Source organism: Paludibacterium paludis (assembly GCF_018802605.1).
Classification (GTDB): Bacteria; Pseudomonadota; Gammaproteobacteria; order Burkholderiales; family Chromobacteriaceae; genus Paludibacterium; species Paludibacterium paludis.
In genome coordinates, this window is sequence record NZ_CP069161.1 from 1019960 (window position 1) to 1036695 (window position 16736).

Sequence of the window (16736 nt, forward strand, 5' to 3'; positions counted from 1 at the left end):
GCTTAGACTTCGCCCAGCCGCATCAAGTCCTGGACGAGTTCCGCCGCGGAGCCGGCCCGCATCTTGTCCATGACATTCTGCCGGTGCACCTGGACGGTGCGCTCGCTGATGGACAGTTCGCCGGCGATGATCTTGTTACGCCGGCCCAGCACGACGAGCTTCGCCACCTCCCGCTCCCTCGGCGTCAGCGACATGAACCGCCGGCGCACCTCGTTGAGGTAGCGTTCGGCGGGCAGGCGTCGCAGGGCCAGGCCGACCGCTTCGAGGAGCGTCTGCTCGCGGAACGGTTTTTCAATGAAATCGACCGCGCCGTTCCGCACCGCCTGGACCGCCATCGCGATATCGCCGTGCCCGGAAAAAAACACAATGGGCAGCATCCGTCCGGTCCTGGCAAGCCTATCCTGAACCTCCAGCCCGCTCATGCCGGGCATCCGCACATCCAGCAGCAGGCAGGCGGTCTCGCCCGGGGCGAGGTGCGCGAGGAAGGCTTCGGCGTCATGAAACACGCGCGAGCGCCAGCCGACCGAATCGAACAGGTAGACCAGCGAGCGGCATAACTCGGCATCGTCGTCGACGACATAAATCAGTGGTATCTCTTCCATCAATGGATTCCGGGGCGGGAGGTGGGTTCCAGGGGCAGAGTGAAAGCCATCGTCATGCCTGACTCCGGGGGCGTGTCGGCCCTTTGCAGGTGGCCGCCATGGCGTTCGACGATGGAGCGGCAAATGGACAAACCCAGACCCAATCCCTGCGGCCGGGTAGTGAAAAACGGTTCGAAAAGCCGCTCGGCGAGTTCTGGGGGCAGGCCGGGCCCCGAGTCGCACACGGTGACAAAAGCCTGCCCGTTGTCCAGCCGCGCGTCGACCGCGAGACGGCGGTCCGATGCCGGCTGGCCGGCCATGGCATCGGCGGCATTTTGCAGAAGGTTGAGCAGCACCTGCTCGATCTGCAGCGGATCGGCAAGCAGGTGGCGTCCCTGCAGGTTCGCGTCCAGCGACAGGGTGAAGCCCGGCGCGATGCCCGGATGCAGTTGCAGGAACCATTCGCACACCGGTGAAATCAGTTCGGCCAACTCCACGCGACGTCGCTCCGGCGGCGCCTTGCGCGCAAGCTGGCGGACATGGCGCAGAATGTGCTCGGCCCGTTCGGCCTGGGCGCGGATCGCCCGTCCCGCCTCGGCGAGCCGGCCGGTGTCCTGCGGCGCTCTTCCGAGATTGCGCATCAGGCCGTTGGCGTAATTGGTGATCGAGGTCAGCGGCTGGGCCAGTTCATGGGCGAGGGTGGTCGACAGTTCGCCCAGAATGCCCAGGCGCGCGGCGTGATCCAGTTCGTCCTGGCGGCGCCGGGCTTCCGCCTGGGCGAGGTCGCGGGCGGCGAGCGCCTCCCGAAGTTCGGCGGTCCGGAGCCTCACCACGGTGTCGATGCGGCGACTGTGCCAGGCCAGCGCCGCCAGCAGCGTTGCCACGGCGGCCAGCGCATACCAATAGCGCCGTATCAGCTCGGCAAGGCCCGGCGGGGCGAGATGGGCATAAGGGCCGACGCGCAGCTCCCGCATCAATTCCCGCACGCTGCCGTAATCCTCCGGGATCGTCCAGCCTATTCCGCTGTCCGGAGCGGCCGTCAGCACGGCGACCGCCAACCGGCGCGCCGCCTCCTCCGGTGTGTCGCGCAAGGCGGCGAGCGGCCAGTCCGGATAGAGCCGCGTGCTGTGGCCGCAGGGCATGCCTTTGTCGCGGCGCGGCGCGAGCACCCGCAATGCACCGGACGCCACGCTCCCGTCGCGTTCCATCCGCTCGATGAGGCAGACCGGAATCACACCGGCGTCGGTGCGGCCCTGCGCCACCGCGTGCACGATGTTGCCCAACGGAAAACCCGTGAACGTCAGCGATTGCAGTTCATCCGGCGGAACGCCGGCGGCTTCGAGTTCGCGCCAGGCGGTCCGCCATCCGCCAAAGGCGTCCGGCGCGGCGGCCAGCAGGCGTTGATTGCGCAAATCGGCGAGTTCCCGCAGATCATGCCGGTCGCCGCGCACCACGATGGCCGAGCCGATCGCTTGCCCGGGCGCGCCGGTCGCGCGGCGCAGGCTGGCGATGCGCCGCACGCCGTAGCGGTGCTCGAGTTCGATGTACTGGCCGCTGTTGGTGACGACGAAATCGAGTTCGCGGCGAGCCACGGCGCGTTCCAGCGCGGGCAGGTCAAAGTGTTCGATGCGGCTTGCCGGCGCGGCGCGCTCGAGCGAGGCGGCGATCTGCTGTGTGCTGCCTTGGCCCGGAGCGGGATCGAGCACGCCGATACGCAGGGTGTCCGCCCGGCCTGCCGCGGTGTGGGCGAGCAATGCGGCGGCGGCCAGCGATGTGATCAACCGGACAGGGCGGTGCCGCGCCCGGACAGAGGGTGGGGCATCGGAGACGGATGGGCAACCTGGGATACGTGGCATGGAGGATGACGGGACAACCTTGGCGTGGTTTCGCGGGGGGCGGTTTTTATCATCGCATTTCTATTATATAAAGACAAATTGCTAATTAATTAGCATTGATTCATGCCAAAGTTCTTGGCATGGAGGGCCGGCTGCAATGAGCGCATGGGGTTGCCATGGACAGTTTTGTCTCCATCGTCCGTGAACTGTGGCTGTGTTTTTTCTCCGGTTTCGACGATTCTGAAGATTTTGGATGCGTAGCCCTGATTCAGACTGCACACGGAGAAGAATGGTGTTCGAACGTTCACTGAGTGGTATGACGGTGATGCTGGTGTGCCTGGCATTGCCTGCCCAGGCCCTGGCTAAAGCCCTGCCCGGCGCGGTGCGCCAGGATGCGCCGGAGATCGAGCGAGCCGCTGGCGTCGATTCGCGTCCGTACGAGACGCTGCGTCGGGCTGGCGAAGTGTTCAACGCGTTCCACCGGCTGGCGCCCGAGGCGGTACTGCGTTACCGCCTCCATTCCCTGTCGGGCAGGCTTGAGCTGTACGCGCACGGTTTTGCCGGCAAACTTTCCGTGCCGCTGGACAAGGACCGCGGTTTTACGCTGCCGCCTGGCGCAAAACAGCAAACCGTGATCACCAATCGCCCGTCAGGCAGCGTGCAATGGCGTGTCGATGTCCGTACGCCCGGTTTGCCCGCAGACACCCGGCGGCTTGGCGATCTGAGGCTCGAATGCCTGATCGACGACATCAGTCATTTGAATCTTTCCGATGGCAGCGGGGTGAACTGCATGCCAAAACCCCGTGTGAACAAACATTGTCGCGACGACTGGAAAGTTTGCGCGAACCGCGCGGCCGAGGCGCTGTCCGGGGCCGTGCAAGAGAGCGTTAACCGAATGGGGCAGCTCAAGCTGGAGAAAGACCTCTATGAAAAGCGCAGCTATCCTTATCTTTTCATCGCCGATCGCCCGGTCTTCACGATAATTCTGAGCGAGGGTGAACGGCGCGTTACGCTCCCCGCCGCCTGGCTCTATGGCGAACAGCTCAAGCCCGGACCGTCATTCGCCTGGCCTTATCCACGTGAATTCTTCTACTCCGTTCCGTTGTCCGACGGGGAGTGGTCTGACGATGCCCGCGTTACGTTCGAGTATTTGTGATGAAAAAAAGATTCGCTATCGCATTCTTTCCAGTGCTCGGCGCAGGGCTCCGGTTCGGGGTGGCCATCTTTCTGGCGTTATCCCTTGCGGCGTGCGCGACGCTGGGAAACCGGAAACTGGCCGATCTGGATCTTCTCCAGGCCGAGGCGCTGACCGCCCAGGATGCCGGCGGGCAAACCGGTATCGCCGCCAGGCTTGGCAAACCTCAGAGCGAAATCGTTTTCTCCGATGGCGGGCGCGTATGGGTATACAGTTACGTTCGACAGACGCCGAAGTGGCAAAATTTCACCAATGTTGGATTCTTGTTCAAAGCGCAGAGCAATTACGCCAAAGAATTCGTCGTGTATTTCGACCGGACCGGCGTGGTCAGGAAATGGCGGCTGTCCGAGAATTCGGCGGAAGAAAAGACCGGTCTGGCGTATCAGTTGGCCCGCAAGCCCCGCGACGAAGCCACTTTGGCGCCAGATGCGAGGGATCGCGGAGCACAATGAAGCGGGCCGAGGGTGTTACAATGGAGAATTGCCATGGTCCTATGCCATTGTCGATAACCTGATTTGCGAGACCGCTCATGACCACCATCCGTCAGGAAGATTTCATTCAGAGTATCGCTGATGCGTTCCAGTACATCAGCTACTACCACCCCGTTGACTACATCAAGGCGCTCGGCGAAGCCTGGCGGCTGGAGGAAAGTCCCGCCGCCAAGGACGCCATGGCCCAGATCCTGATCAACAGCCGCATGTGCGCGGAGGGTCATCGGCCGATTTGCCAGGACACCGGTATCGCCGTGGTGTTCCTCAAGGTGGGCATGAATGTTCGGTGGGACAGTGCCCTGAGCGTTCAGGACATGGTCAACGAGGGCGTGCGACGCGCCTACAATGATCCGGACAACAAGCTGCGCGCCTCCGTGCTGCTCGACCCGGCCGGCGCGCGGCGCAATTCGCGCGACAACACGCCCGCCGTGGTGCACTATGAAATCGTGCCCGGCGACCATCTGGAGGTGATTTGCGCGGCCAAGGGCGGCGGTTCCGAGAACAAGTCCAAGATGGTCATGCTCAATCCGTCCGATTCGATCGTCGACTGGGTGCTGAAAACCGTTCCCACGATGGGCGCCGGCTGGTGTCCGCCGGGAATTCTCGGCATCGGCATCGGCGGCACGCCGGAGAAGGCCATGTTGCTGGCCAAGGAATCCCTGATGGCTCCGGTGGATATCCACGAACTGAAAGACAAGGCGGCCCGCGGTGAACCCCTGAGCCGTGTCGAGGAGCTACGCCTCGAATTGCTGGAGAAAGTCAACGCGCTGGGCATCGGCGCCCAGGGCCTGGGCGGTCTGACCACGGTGCTCGACGTGAAAATCCTCGACTACCCGACCCATGCGGCATCCTTGCCGGTGGCGATGATCCCGAACTGCGCCGCGACCCGCCACGTGCATTTTCATCTGGACGGTTCGGGACCGGCGCGGCTGGAACCGCCATCGCTCGCCGATTGGCCGGAAATCCCCTACGACATGTCCGCCGGCAAGCGCGTCGATCTTGACACCATCACCCGCGAGGAAGTCGCCAGCTGGCAGCCGGGGGATGTGCTGCTGCTCAACGGCAAACTGCTCACCGGCCGTGACGCGGCCCACAAGCGCCTCGCCGACATGCTCGCCAAAGGTGAGGCGCTGCCGGTCGATTTCACCAACCGCTTCATTTACTACGTCGGCCCGGTCGACCCGGTTCGCGACGAAGTGGTCGGCCCGGCCGGTCCGACGACGGCCACGCGCATGGACAAGTTCACGCGCCAGATGCTCGAGGAAACCGGTCTGCTGGGCATGGTGGGCAAGGCCGAACGCGGGCCGGCCGCGATCGAGGCGATTCGCGACAACAAGGCGGTGTATCTGATGGCGGTGGGCGGCTCCGCTTACCTGGTGTCCAAGGCCATCAAGGCGTCGCGCGTGCTGGCCTTCGAGGACCTGGGCATGGAGGCGATCTACGAGTTCGAGGTCAAGGACATGCCGGTGACCGTGGCGGTCGACGCCTGTGGCACCTCGGTGCACCTGACCGGTCCTGCCGAATGGCGCGTGAAGATCGGCAAGATTCCGGTCAGCGCCGCCTGAGGAATCCGGCCTCCGTGTTTCCCGCAAAGGGGCGGAGGCGGGAAATTTGCCATGGATCAGGGAACATGCTTGCCGCGCGATGCCCGGCCGCTGCCGGGCGACATGGCGAAATGAAGTTGTGGGATGATACGTCCATGGATCCGGAAACCGGCGATCAAGGAGAGTCTCGCGTGAGCAAGTCGCACTATCATCCGCTGAGTATCGGTCTGCACTGGCTGATGTTCATTCTGTTCGTCATCGCGCTGGCCGCGATCGAGATTCGCGGCTACGTTCCCAAGGACGCCGGAGCCGAGTTCCGCGCCCAGCTGCGCCAGTGGCACATCCTCTCGGGGTTGTTCGTGTTCGTGCTGGTGTGGCTGCGCATCGCGGTCAAGCTCCGTTTCGGCGCGCCCCCCATTCTTGGCGAATCGGCCTGGCAGGTCAGGGCCGCCCACGCGCTGCACGGGCTGCTCTATCTGGTGATGATCCTGCTGCCTGTCACCGGCGTGGTGTTTTCCCAGGCGGGGGGGCGGGAGATCGGTGTTTTCGGTGTGGTGCTGCCGATGATGGTCTCCCCCGATCCCGAACTGAGGGCACTGGTCAAGAACGTGCATGAACTGCTGGGCAACGCGGTGTATTTCCTGGTCGGTCTGCATGCCGTCGCGGCCCTGTGGCACCATTTCGTGCTCAAGGACGATACGCTCAGGCGCATGCGTTTCAAACAGGACTGACTCAGCCGTTCTCGTCGATGACCACGTCGGTGCCGACCGGCGTGGCGTCGAACAGCTCGATCACGTCGTCTCCCCGCATGCGCACGCAGCCTAGCGAGGTGGGCGTGCCGAACGCGACATGCCTGCCCGCGCCATGGATGTAGATATTCCTGTCGTGGCTGTCCACCTCGCCGCCAAGATTGCGTCCCGGCTCCATGCCGCACAGCCAGAGAATCCGCGTGAGAATCCAGTCCTTGGCGGGGTAGTCGCGGTGCAGGGCGTCGGTGTATTTCCAGGGCGTCACTTCCCTGCGGAAAATGATTCTGTCGACCTCCACGCCATCTCCGATCTTTTCGCAGACACGGTGCCAGCCGCGTGGCGTTTTGTAGCTGTTGACCCGCTCCCCCGGACCGTTTTTCGCGGTGGACACGAGGTATCGCCGGGTTTCCCTGCCCCATTCGTCGAACCGGACGAGCGTCTGGCTTTTCAGCCCGATGCGGATCCAGGGCGCGCCGTAGGCGTGGGGATTCGGCTCTGTGGGTAACAGCGGCGCGGCCAGTTGCGCCTGGATGGCAAACGATTCTGTGCCGTCTGCCGGTGGTGACGCATCGCCGGCCCGGCATGCCGGAACGAGCAACAACAACAGGAAGAGCGGTTTCATGTCAGGAGCGGCGAGCGGCAAAAAACTCTCCCAGAAGCGCGGCCGACGCGTCGGCCTGGTGACCGCCGAAGACGGCGGTGTGATGATTGAGCCGGGTCGCGAAAAGATCGATGACACTGCCGGCCGCGCCGGTTTTGTCCTCGCGCGCGCCGAATACAACGCGATCCAGCCTGGCATGGAGAATGGCCCCGGCGCACATCGCGCACGGCTCCAGCGTCACATAAAGATCGCAGCCTGACAGCCGGTAATTGCCCCGTGCGGCGGCCGCTTCACGCAGTGCCTGCATTTCCGCGTGGGCGGTCGGGTCGTGCGCGCCAAGCGGCCGGTTGTAACCACGGCCGATGACACGGCCTTCGCATACCACCACCGCACCCACCGGCACTTCCCCTTCGGCGAAGGCTTTTCTTGCCTCCTCCTGGGCCATGCCCATGAAACGGTCGATTTGAGCCTGATCGGGCGCCAGTCTCACCGGCGGATGTTCGAGCAGCGCGTGGTCGAGATGCCGGCGCTCTTCCTCAGTCAGGTCCTGCCAGTGCGCGCCGCGGCGGGCGGCTTCAAGGGCGTAGAGCAATTTGCGGGTGACCGTGTGCCCGCGCGCCTTGAGCGTCAGGAAAGCGGACACGACGCCGAAGGTGTCGAGGCTTGACGCGGAGTCGATGCCAAGTTCGCGTAGCGCCAAGATGGCGGCGGGAGGCAGGGGCGGGGTGGTCAACGGCACGATACGATCCGGAACAGGTGATGGCGGAATTATACGCGCTGGGCGGCAGCGTAGGGGTATGGACAGATTCGCGGTCAAGTTTGCTGTCAGGACGTCGATATATGAATAATACTTGTCATAGTGTAAGTCTTATAGCATGAAGATTACTCTCCACATTCCTTCCCGGAGTCTTCCGCCGGATACGGCGCCCGCGCTCAAATCTCTTGCCGGCAATGGGCAAGGTTCAGCGGGGCAGGCGGCTTCTCCATCTTATATCCTGTCGCTGGGTAAAGAAAAAACTCCCGCGGATAATCCGCTGTACAGCGATCTGCTCAATGGCGCGGACAGCATCAAGCAGCAGCGCAAGGCGTCGATCAGCCAGCGCGCCGCCCAGCTTAAGGAGGAGATCAAGTCGCTGCGCAAAATGCTGGCGATGGCGACCCGGGAAAACGCCAAGGGATTCATCGCGAGTCTGGCACGGCTCTCCCAGGAGTTGCGCAGTCTGGTCGGCGCGCTCAAGGGATCGGAAGGCGACGCGCCGCCGTCGTCCGTGACGACCGTGCAAGCCGGGGGCGGTGCCGATGCGGCCAACGGGGAGCAAGCGCAAATGGATGAGACCAAGGGGGACGGGAAGTCCGCCGACGCGCCGACAACCGTTTCCGCCACCGGCGAGGAGAAAACGGAAGCGGATGCGGGTCAGGGATCCGTAGCCGTGGCTGCCGGAGCATCGGTCGACCCGCAAAAGGATCCGGATGCCGCCCTCAAAGGTGAACTGGCCCAGATGGCCGGTGATTTGAAAGCGATACACCGGCATATCAAGCAACTGCTCAAGAGCGCGCCGCCCGACCGCGATACCCGGGAGCAGATGGAAAAGATCGAAAAGCAATTGACCGACAGCCTCAAGGCGTTGACGACGCAGGAAAACAGCGAGTCGAATCAGGTTTCCGTCGAGATCCGGAGCGGCGGCCCGGACGTTGGGACAGGTTCGGGCAACTGACAGGCTTTTCTGATACCGGAATACCTCCATCTTTGATATGGTTGATTTGTAATCGATCAATTAAAGGTGTTGTATGTATTTTCGGTTTTTTATGTCTATTTCGTTATTCTCTATGGTTGGCGGCTTGGCCGGCTGCGCCACCAACAAGCCGATCGTGCTGCGCTATGAGACAGGTATGGTCGCGCAGTTCTATGCGGATTCCCCGGACGATGCCGAGAAAGCCACCATCAAGGCGGCCGAGGCGCATTGCGCCAAGCTCTCAAAAGAAGTGGTGGTGGTCAAGATGGATACCGGCTATCGCGGCAAGACCGACGAAACGGTCAACAAGGCGCTCAACGCCGCTTCGTCCAATCCGTTCACTCCGCCGGTGATCAAGCCCTTCATCAATGCGTTCTCGGAAAAGAATCCTTATTCCACCACGCTGACATTCCGTTGCGAATGAGCGGCTGAAAGCGTTTTTGCGCCGGCCAGAAGGCTGATCAACCGGGATCGGGTATCCACCGAGAAACTTCGCAGGAGGCCGGCCACGTGGTTCTTGGCCGTACCGGCCGACATGCCCAGCTCCCGGGCGATTTCCTTGTTGCGCTTGCCCGACAGCAGCAGGCGCAGCACATCCTGCTGCCGCGGCGTCAGCGGCGGCCTGCCGACACGGGCGAGGCAAGGCGCCCGCTCGCGAAGGGCGGCGAACAGATCGGCCGGATCCTGATCGAGCGTGATGCCGTTCCCGGGGCCCGCCCCGAAACGTAGCGGCACGACGCGTGCGCCGGGATAGCGCGCGGACAGTGCGCGGCAGAGTCCCGGTGTCTGCGCGCCGCCCAGAAGTATCAGCGCCGGCGGCCCGCTCAGCACCGAGTCCAGACCGGCCGGATCGTTCGATTCGGCGACCCCGTGAAATCCCCGTTCACGAAACAGGCAGACCAGGGCGTAGCGGATGAGGGGATGCGGGTCGACAATCGCGATGGCGGAAGAAATGGCGCTTTGGGGTCGTGTCATGACGTGATGGCCTTTGTGAGGTCAGCAATGCTTGCCAGGCGGTTTTTCTGTCCGTTGTTTCACCTTGCCCGTCATCGTGCTGACCGGATAGGGGAACGATCTGGCGCGCATTATATTTGGCGCCGTGTTCTTGTCCAGAAATATCCTCCTATATTTCACATCGATACTTTATATATCGAAATATGTTTTGACCGACCGTCCAATTTATTTCGGGTCGTTTCTCTTTTTTCATCGGTATCGTCCTGCATTTTGTCGTATTCGTTTTTTTTAATAACTGGGTTCATATTTAATGCATATGAATGAACTGCGTTCTCCATGCCAATAGGCACATTTCTGCCCTGGGCGGAAATTGGTATATCTGATGGTGGTTTACGAAAACGCTTAATCGGTTATCAGGAGAAACGGTTAAATGAAAAGGGTAAAACGTACAAGCCGCTGGGCCTGCATGATTTACGCGGGCCTTTGGCTGGCAGGGTGCCATGGAGGCGGAGGCGGTGGTACGGAGGGCGCGACCTTGCCTCTTGAGGTGCTTGGCGCGCGGGGCGGAACGCTGCTTGCCCGCGCCGGCCATTGTCCCCAGGGGGCGCGCCTTGTCTGGCGCGATGCGCGAGGAACGGTGGTGGCCGATGGCGAGCGGGTGGATGATCCGGTTCCCGACGAGGCGCTGACCGTGACCGCCACATGCGGCGACCGCCGTGCCGGCGCCGTGCTTGCGGTGCGTTCTGTGTTCTCGACCTCTTCCGCGTTCGCCATCCTCCGCGAGGACGGAACGGTGACGGCCTGGGGAAGCCCGGCGGCGGGTGGTGATATGGGGGGCCGCGAACCGCGCGGGGCGATTCAGATCGCCGCGAGCGAGCGGGCTTTTGCCGCGCGCGGCAGGGATGGAGGTGTCGTGGCCTGGGGCGATGCGGCGGCGGGTGGAGACATCGGCAGACCGCTGTCCGGAATCGCCGGGTTGTACGGTTTGCACCGCGGATTTCTCGCGCGTGGCGCGGATGGGCGCGCGCATGTCTGGGGCAGTGCCATCCGGCCGTTCGACGAGGACGGTAACCAGGACAACCTGTCCGATGTGCTGGATGCGCCGGCGCTTGACGCGTTGCGCAATGCCACTCATGTCGTGTCGAGCCTTGGCGGACACGCGGTGTTGAAACGGGATGGCCGCGTGGCCGCCTTTGGCGATGCGCAGGTTGGCGGCGACGTTTCCCCCGTTGCCGACGATTTGTCGGATGTGGTGCGTCTGGTGGCGACGGATTACTCGATGGCGGCATTGCTCGCGGACGGTCGGGCGGTGGTCTGGGGGGGCGTGACCGATCCGGGCGTGCATGCGGGGGGGCTGTCGGGCGGTGTGCTCTCCCTGGCTTCCAACAGCGCGGTACATGCCTTGCTGCACGCCGATGGTTCGGTGAATGTGCTTGGAGTCGGTCTCCTTGGCCGGGGTGAAGAGATCAGCGGGGTACGTGGCAGGTTGACCGCGGTGCGACGGATTTACGCCAGCAAGACGGCGTTTGCCGCGCTCGGCCACGACGGTCGTGTGGTCGGCTGGGGAGATGACGAACGGATCGGGGAAAGCTTCCGGGAGGTGGAACCGCGCCTGCGCGATGTCGTTTCCATCGCCTCGACGGAAACGAGCTTCGCGGCATTGACGCGGGATGGCCGGGTCGTGACCTGGGGAGAGGCGCGCACCGGCGGCGACAGCCGGGCGGTGGCGCCGGAACTGACAGGGGTGGCGCTGCTGTTCGCCAATGACTACGCCTTCGCCGCCTTGAAAACCGATGGCACGGTGGTGACCTGGGGCGCGGCGGGCGAAGGGGGGGACAGTTCGTCCGTCCGCGGGATGCTGCGTGATGTCCGCGCCATTCACTCGACCCCCCTTGGCGGTTTTGTCGCGATTCGCCGCGACGGCACGCTGGTGGCATGGGGCAGCGCGTCGGCCGGAGGCGTGCTGCCACGCTCGCACGCGAGTCGTGTCCCCCATTCCGTCGTCAATTCTTTACGGAGTCAGTACCGATCATGATCAAACGCATTGCTTGCCTGGCGGGTCTCGCGGTGGCGATGTCCGCGGGCGCGGCCGAACCGATGGCAGCGGGGTTGATTGTCAAATACCGCGATGCCAGGGGGGTCAGGGCTTTGGCTCTTTCCGCGCCCCCCGTAGGCGACGAGGTACGGGCGCGTGCCGCGTCGGTGAAGTCTCTGGCGCGCCGCCTGGGATCTTCGATCGATTACCGCGGCATCATACCGAGCGGAGCTCTGGCCTTCGCGTCGCGCAGACCCATGAAACTGAGCGTTGCCCTGGCCCTGAGCCGCAACGTCAGCCAGGACGCCGCCGTTGAGTACGCGGAGCCGGATCTCCTGCTCAAACCGCTGTCGGTCTCGTCTCACGCGCGGTTTGCCGGACAATGGGCCCTGCACGGCAGTACCATGGCGGGCGGGGCGCTGAATGTCGCCGATGCATGGCGCATAACGCGTGGCGGCGGCGTGACCGTCGCGGTGCTCGACAGCGGGTATCGGCCGCACCGGGACCTCGCACGCAATGTTCTGCCCGGCCATACCTTTATTTCCGATGCCGACAATGCGCGCAACAGCGTCGGGCGCGAGGCGGGCGCCGTGGATCCGGGAACGTACCGGGCGGAGGACGAATGCGATGCGGACTCGCCGGCGTCTGACAGTAACTGGCACGGTACCCAGGTGGCGGGAATCATCGCGGCCAATGGCGCGGTGGCGGGGGTGGCGCCCGAGTCGCGCATCCTGCCGGTCCGCGTGCTGGGGCGTTGCGGTGGAAAAATCAGCGATGTGGTCGCCGCCCTGTACTGGGCCGCCGGCCTGCCCGTTGCCGGCGTGCCGGACAACACCAGCCCGGCGCGCATCGTCAATCTGTCGCTGGGCGCCGAGCTGCCCTGCATGCATTCGATGCGCAGAGCCATCGCCGATCTGTTCCGGCGGAATGTGCTGGTGGTCGCGGCGGCCGGTAACGCGGCGCGCAACGCACGCAATTCGATGCCGGCAAGCTGCCCGGGCGTGCTGAGTGTCGCGGCGTCGGACCGCAACGGCAATATCGCCTATTACTCCAATTACGGGGCAATGGTATCCATGACGGCACCGGGGGGCGATCAGTCCCGCGGTCCGGATGAAGGGATTCTGGTGGTGTCCAACGATGGCCGGACCGTGCCCGGCGGGGACAGTTACGACCATTCCCAGGGCACGTCGATGGCGGCGCCCCATGTCGCGGGCGTCGCGGCGCTGGCCCTTGCCGCCAACCCGGCGCTGACGGCGGCCGACCTGAGAAACCTGCTGATCCGTACCGCCCGCCCGGCACCGGGGGCGTGCCCGGGATGCTCTGCGGGGATTGTCGATGCCGCCGCGGTGGTCGGGGAGGCGGCAAGGCGACGTTCCGGGACGGTCAGATAAAGTTCCCGTCGGCAAAGCGCAGGTTGACCGTCGTATCGTTGAACAGCCCGGCGTTGTGCCGGGCCTTCTCCGAAAGGAGGCGCAGCAGCACGGCCTTGCCAAGGTCGTCGCTATTGAGCGCGCCGGGTTTGTCATTGCCGACAAGGCGCAGTTTCACGGCTTCCCGCCAGGGCCCGGCTCCCTGGTAAAAGGGCAGCAACGGCCTGTCGCAGGTGAACAGCGCGATATCGGCGTCGCTGTGCAAGATGGCGCGGGTGGCGGTGCCGACGACTTCGCGGCCCAGACCTCGCCCCCGATGATCCGGGTCGGTGGCCACGCAGCTGAGCCCCGCCGCCTGGAATATCTCCTCCCCGTGGTGAAGCGGAAATCGTACGACCGCCGCGTAACTCACGACCCGGCTGCCTTCCATGACGAAGAAGCTGAGTGCTTCGAGCGCCGGATCATGCATGGGCGCCTCATCGGGCTCCAGCTCCGGATACACCCGCTCCTGCAGCGCCGCGAAGGCGAGACGCAGATCCGCAGAGGCATGCTGGTAGGGAAGACAGTATGGAGTCATGATGGTGTGATCGGAGTTGCCCATGTCCGGCCAACATTGTGCCTGAATTGTGAGCCAAGGGCGATCTACGTGACGCGCGTTTTGGTTGAGTCCGTCAAGATGGGGTAACTATTTCGGCCTGAACTCCGGTCAGATTTGTGGTTTACATCCCCAATAGCGGGGGTGTGCTATCGGTTAACGCCTCGGCAGGCTCCGCCATCGAATGCTGCGGCATATAGCGATTCTGTCGCTGCCATTCTTCGTTCTGCTCCATCAACACCGCGCCAATCAAGCGCCGGAGACTGGCTTCGTTCGGGAAGATCCCGACCACGTTGCTGCGGCGTTTGATTTCCTTGTTCAACCTCTCCAGCGTATTGGTCGAATGGATCTTGACCCGGTGGGCCGCCGGGAAGTCCAAGTGCGCCAGCACGTCATATTCGGCGTCATCCATGATCGCCGCGGCCTTGGCGAACTTCGGTCGTAGCTCATCGGCCACTTGTCGCCAGGCCTGGTGGGCGCGGCTTGCGCCGGGCTGCTGGAACACCTGCCGGATCAGCGTACTGACCAGCCCCTGGTGCGACTTCGGCACGCACACCAGGACGTTGCGCATGAAGTGCACGCGGCAGCGCTGCCAGGTGGCGCTAAACACCTGGGCGATCGCGGCTTTCAGCCCTTCGTGGGCGTCCGAGATCACCAACTTCACGCCGGAAAGACCGCGCTGGCGCAGCCCACGCAGGAACTCGATCCAGAATTCCTTGGCCTCGGATTCACCGATGCCCAGCCCCAGAATCTCCCGCCGGCCATCCTGATTCACCGCGCAAGCCACTATGGCGGCGACCGACACCACCCGTCCGCCCTTGCGCACCTTCAGGTAGGTCGCGTCCAGCCACAGATACGGCCATTCGCCCTCAATGGGACGCGTCAGAAACGAGTCAACGCGTTCATCGATGCCTTTGCACACTTCAGAGACTTGGCTCTTGGAGATGCCGGTCATGCCCATCGCCTGCACCAAATCATCGACCTTGCGGGTGGAGACGCCATGGATCCATGCCTCCTGGATCACCGCGGCCAACGCTTGTTCCGATAGTCGCCGAGGCTCCAGGGATGACGGGAAATAGCTGCCTTGGCGCAGTTTCGGCACATGAAGATCCAAAGAGCCCAGCCGCGTGTGCAGCATGCGATCACGATAGCCATTGCGGTAGGCCTGGCGTTCGCCGTTACGCTCGTGTAGATCGGCACCAATCTGGTGGCTGACCTCGCATTCCATCAGGTCCGCCAGAATCGACTCCACCAGGGATCGTAAAAAGTCACCCCCGCCCTGTTGCTTGAAGCGGTCGATAAATGCCATGCTGTCATGGGTCATCGGGTTCTCCGTTTTGGTAAGGGTTGGTCTTCGCAAAATCAACCTTACCGGAGTTCTTCGATGGCCATCTACCATTCCGCCTGATTTACACCACTTCCGTGGACTCTATCCGCGTTTTCTATTATTGCGATTCAGCTCTGGTTTATCTGACGGGTTTGCCCTGTTTGAGGGGATGGCATCAATAATGGCGTTACGTTGGGTTTCATTCCCAAATTTGATATCTTGGCTGCTTTCACATTGTTTTCGTGTTTTTTACTTAGTTCATTTGCTACTCGAAATACGGTGACTAGTGGTTTGAAACGATAAGGTGCGGCTTGGTTTGCGAGTTTATAACCATATTTTGTGAAAGATTTTTTGTATTTATCGAGAGTGTTGTCAGATAGCTGGATGTTATTGTCACTAGCCGTGCATGGAGCCATATTCGGCTCGCTATGAGCTTCCAACATGTTATGCACATATGGGGCGATGCCATTGTTATGGGTGTCAGCCTGCTGAATGCGCTGGTTGGCGGTAGAAGAGGGATAAATGAAAGGCATAGGGGCTCCTTGATCGTCAGGCTGTGCGATGAGTGCAGTACAGATTTAGCTGGACTCGGCAGTCGTTGTTTGTCGTGAGATTCTCATGGAAAACCCTATAACCTTCTTCCAAAAAATGCTTTTTTCTCTCGACTTGCCGCCAACCTTCGATCTGGTGCAGCCGGACGGGGCAAAAGCGTTGTATCGGGATATGCAGAGGCTGCGGGAGGAGCGGCTCGTGCGGGGCGCCCCCAACGTGGCCGATAATGCCGATGACAGCACCGATTACCTCATGCGCGCGCGCTCCTCTACCGGCGGTTATTTGTCAAAACCGTTCACGGACGACATCGAGTTGCCGCTGAAGCTCGGCTGATCCAGATGGATGCCGAAGCCAGTTTCTCCGGGGAGGAGATCCGGTCTCAGTGTCAGTTCAGGAATCAGGTAGTAACCGGCATTCTGTTTGCGAAATGGAATGGGGGCGTCCGTCCAGAGTGAATCCAGCCGTTGCCCCAGCTCTTCGCTCACCGTTGCGAATCCGGCTTCGCCAAGCTTGCCTGTGCGGTAGACCACATAGGGTGGCAGGACCTCGAATCCCGGGTAGAACAGAATGCCGTGCTGGATAGAGAATGTCGTCGATGGCGCCGTTGATGCCTCGTGGCGCATAGTGAGATGCCCAGCCACCGACCGTGACCACCAGCATGGCGCGCTTGCCGGCCAGCAGCCTTCTCCATAGCGAATTCCCCAGCGTGTGTCGGAATGCTCCCCAATACCGTAGGCAAAGCCGCAGGCATAGACACGTTCGACCCACCCTTTGAGGATGGCCGGCATCGAGAACCACCACAAGGGAAACTGCAGTATCACGGCATCGGCCCAGCGCAGTTTGTCCTGTTCTTGTTCAATGTCGGAGCGCTGCGTGCCGTTTTCGTACACGTCTTGCGAATCGCGTGACGGGTCTAAACGGATCTCTTTTCTCGCTACCGTGTTGTCAGCCGCATCCAGTACGGCCTTCCAGTCCATCGCGTATAAGTCGGACACCTGAACGGTATGGCCTGCCTGCTCCAGGTGGCGGATGATGAAGTTTTTGATCGAACCGTTCAAGGAACGTGGTTCGGGATGGGCGTAAACAAGCAGTACATTCATGGCATGGTGACTCCACCGGAAAAGGGAATCACGATAGGCCCGTACAATGTATAGTTGAAATGAATTTTTATTAC

The 16736-nt window shown here is 62.5% G+C and carries 18 protein-coding genes; 9 read left to right on the top strand and 9 right to left on the bottom strand.

The window, feature by feature from the left end; translation table 11 throughout:
- Positions 1-2 precede the first annotated feature (2 nt).
- Positions 3-602, bottom strand: coding sequence for a response regulator transcription factor (locus JNO50_RS04590; protein WP_189535152.1), 600 nt, complete (start codon positions 600-602; stop codon positions 3-5).
- Positions 602-2437 (bottom strand): sensor histidine kinase, encoded by a 1836-nt coding sequence (locus JNO50_RS04595; RefSeq protein ID WP_215796490.1) that lies wholly within the window; start codon positions 2435-2437, stop codon positions 602-604. The genes JNO50_RS04590 and JNO50_RS04595 overlap by 1 nt, the downstream gene beginning before the upstream one ends.
- Positions 2438-2705: 268 nt before the next feature.
- On the opposite strand from JNO50_RS04595, the gene JNO50_RS04600 reads away from it, so the two are divergent.
- The 4 genes from JNO50_RS04600 to JNO50_RS04615 all read left to right on the top strand — a co-directional run bounded on the left by JNO50_RS04600 (position 2706) and on the right by JNO50_RS04615 (position 6377).
- Positions 2706-3572 carry a hypothetical protein gene (locus JNO50_RS04600; RefSeq protein ID WP_189535158.1) on the top strand — a complete coding sequence of 289 codons (867 nt, stop codon included), beginning with the start codon at positions 2706-2708 and terminating at the stop codon, positions 3570-3572.
- Entirely contained in the window at positions 3572-4063 is a 492-nt protein-coding gene (locus tag JNO50_RS04605; RefSeq protein ID WP_189535160.1) for a hypothetical protein, read from the top strand. The genes JNO50_RS04600 and JNO50_RS04605 overlap by 1 nt, the downstream gene beginning before the upstream one ends.
- Positions 4064-4140: 77 nt before the next feature.
- A complete protein-coding gene (locus tag JNO50_RS04610) occupies positions 4141-5667 on the top strand; it encodes a fumarate hydratase (RefSeq protein ID WP_189535161.1) in 1527 nt (508 codons plus the stop codon).
- A 170-nt stretch (positions 5668-5837) separates the two neighbouring features.
- Complete coding sequence (locus tag JNO50_RS04615; protein WP_215796491.1) at positions 5838-6377, top strand: cytochrome b; 540 nt, start codon at positions 5838-5840, stop codon at positions 6375-6377.
- Position 6378: 1 nt separating this feature from the next.
- Here JNO50_RS04615 and JNO50_RS04620 read toward each other — a convergent pair whose 3' ends face one another.
- Positions 6379-7017, bottom strand: a complete 639-nt coding sequence (locus tag JNO50_RS04620; protein ID WP_189535166.1) for a L,D-transpeptidase — start codon at positions 7015-7017, stop codon at positions 6379-6381.
- A 1-nt stretch (position 7018) separates the two neighbouring features.
- On the bottom strand, positions 7019-7735 hold the full coding sequence (gene tadA / locus JNO50_RS04625) for a tRNA adenosine(34) deaminase TadA (protein WP_229804763.1): 717 nt from the start codon (positions 7733-7735) through the stop codon (positions 7019-7021).
- 136 nt (positions 7736-7871) lie between these two features.
- Between tadA and JNO50_RS04630 the strand changes: the two genes are divergently transcribed.
- Positions 7872-8711 carry a hypothetical protein gene (locus JNO50_RS04630; protein WP_189535168.1) on the top strand — a complete coding sequence of 280 codons (840 nt, stop codon included), beginning with the start codon at positions 7872-7874 and terminating at the stop codon, positions 8709-8711.
- Between the two features lie 112 nt (positions 8712-8823).
- Positions 8824-9153 carry a hypothetical protein gene (locus tag JNO50_RS04635; protein ID WP_215796492.1) on the top strand — a complete coding sequence of 110 codons (330 nt, stop codon included), beginning with the start codon at positions 8824-8826 and terminating at the stop codon, positions 9151-9153.
- Here JNO50_RS04635 and JNO50_RS04640 read toward each other — a convergent pair.
- Positions 9120-9704 (bottom strand): response regulator transcription factor, encoded by a 585-nt coding sequence (locus tag JNO50_RS04640; protein ID WP_189535172.1) that lies wholly within the window; start codon positions 9702-9704, stop codon positions 9120-9122. The two genes, JNO50_RS04635 and JNO50_RS04640, sit on opposite strands and share 34 nt — an antisense overlap.
- Positions 9705-10113: 409 nt before the next feature.
- Between JNO50_RS04640 and JNO50_RS04645 the strand changes: the two genes are divergently transcribed.
- Both JNO50_RS04645 and JNO50_RS04650 read left to right on the top strand, forming a co-directional pair.
- On the top strand, positions 10114-11718 hold the full coding sequence (locus JNO50_RS04645) for an RCC1 domain-containing protein (protein WP_189535174.1): 1605 nt from the start codon (positions 10114-10116) through the stop codon (positions 11716-11718).
- On the top strand, positions 11715-13109 hold the full coding sequence (locus JNO50_RS04650; RefSeq protein WP_189535176.1) for a S8 family serine peptidase: 1395 nt from the start codon (positions 11715-11717) through the stop codon (positions 13107-13109). Before JNO50_RS04645 ends, JNO50_RS04650 begins: the two co-directional genes overlap by 4 nt.
- On the opposite strand, the gene JNO50_RS04655 is transcribed toward JNO50_RS04650, so the two are convergent.
- From JNO50_RS04655 to JNO50_RS04665, 3 genes are all read right to left on the bottom strand, one after another.
- Positions 13102-13665, bottom strand: a complete 564-nt coding sequence (locus JNO50_RS04655; protein ID WP_215796493.1) for a GNAT family N-acetyltransferase — start codon at positions 13663-13665, stop codon at positions 13102-13104. The two genes, JNO50_RS04650 and JNO50_RS04655, sit on opposite strands and share 8 nt — an antisense overlap.
- 142 nt (positions 13666-13807) lie before the next feature.
- A complete protein-coding gene (locus tag JNO50_RS04660; RefSeq protein WP_189535180.1) occupies positions 13808-15007 on the bottom strand; it encodes an IS256 family transposase in 1200 nt (399 codons plus the stop codon).
- 131 nt (positions 15008-15138) lie between these two features.
- Positions 15139-15543, bottom strand: coding sequence for a hypothetical protein (locus tag JNO50_RS04665; RefSeq protein WP_189535182.1), 405 nt, complete (start codon positions 15541-15543; stop codon positions 15139-15141).
- A gap of 85 nt (positions 15544-15628) precedes the next feature.
- Between JNO50_RS04665 and JNO50_RS04670 the strand changes: the two genes are divergently transcribed.
- A complete protein-coding gene (locus tag JNO50_RS04670) occupies positions 15629-15895 on the top strand; it encodes a hypothetical protein (protein WP_189535184.1) in 267 nt (88 codons plus the stop codon).
- Here the strand turns inward: JNO50_RS04670 and JNO50_RS04675 are convergent.
- Positions 15841-16662, bottom strand: a complete 822-nt coding sequence (locus tag JNO50_RS04675) for an NAD(P)H-dependent oxidoreductase (protein WP_229804765.1) — start codon at positions 16660-16662, stop codon at positions 15841-15843. The two genes, JNO50_RS04670 and JNO50_RS04675, sit on opposite strands and share 55 nt — an antisense overlap.
- Between the last annotated feature and the right edge of the window lie 74 nt (positions 16663-16736).